The 277-nt window shown below is 63.2% G+C and carries 1 pseudogene; it reads left to right on the top strand.

The annotated features are described in order from the left end of the window. A pseudogene (locus tag EXE45_RS21520) lies at nucleotides 1-277 on the top strand (BREX-5 system phosphatase PglZ); the annotation flags it as partial.

The following is a 277-nucleotide window of genomic DNA, read 5'->3' as shown; positions in this document are numbered from 1 at the left end:
ATGCCGAGTACCGGCCCGAATCCAGTTCCGGACTGGGAATCTCCCGGCCCGAACTTCAATCGCTGCTGAGCAAGGTCGATTCCGAGCGTGCCGAGGAACTGGCGCACGTCTACCTCGACCCTGATGCCCGTTTCTGGCACGATGTCCTCCGCACCTACGACGACCCGTGGGAACTCGCTGACTGTCCCGTCGACGCCTCGCTCGAACACGAGCTCTGGGACGAATGGACGCAGTCGTTCCACGACGGCGACTACGAGACGTGCGCAACTCGAGCGTC

Origin of the sequence: Halorubrum sp. SP9, assembly GCF_005435015.1 — an archaeon.
Classification (GTDB): Archaea; Halobacteriota; Halobacteria; order Halobacteriales; family Haloferacaceae; genus Halorubrum; species Halorubrum sodomense.
Note: the sequence above shows the minus strand (reverse complement) of the source record. Positions and strands in the feature narration are given on the sequence as shown.